General features: G+C 66.7%; 1 protein-coding gene. It reads right to left on the minus strand.

Translation table 11 applies throughout. The features are described 5' to 3' along the window. A partial coding sequence (locus FQ668_RS28710) for a hypothetical protein (RefSeq protein ID WP_178097221.1) occupies positions 1-252 on the minus strand: 252 nt, incomplete at both ends.

The following is a 252-nucleotide window of genomic DNA, read 5'->3' on the forward strand; positions in this document are numbered from 1 at the left end:
GGCGAACAGGCTGCCGTCCGCCTGAAGCGATCCGCCCCGGGTGCGGCTGGTGGCAAAGGGATTGAAGATGCCCGAGTAGATCGCGTCGAGCACGCCCTGGCTGTTCGCTCCGCCGAAGGGATTGAAGGCCTGCGCCGGATCGCTGCTGCGCAGCCGCGCGGTAAGCACGGTCGAATCGATCCGGCGGGTGATCTGCGCGCTGCGGTCTTCACTGTAGACGCCGTCGAGCGACACCTTCCAGTTGTCGTCGAC

This window comes from Pseudomonas sp. Kh14, assembly GCF_900291005.1.
Taxonomy (GTDB): Bacteria; Pseudomonadota; Gammaproteobacteria; order Pseudomonadales; family Pseudomonadaceae; genus Aquipseudomonas; species Aquipseudomonas alloputida.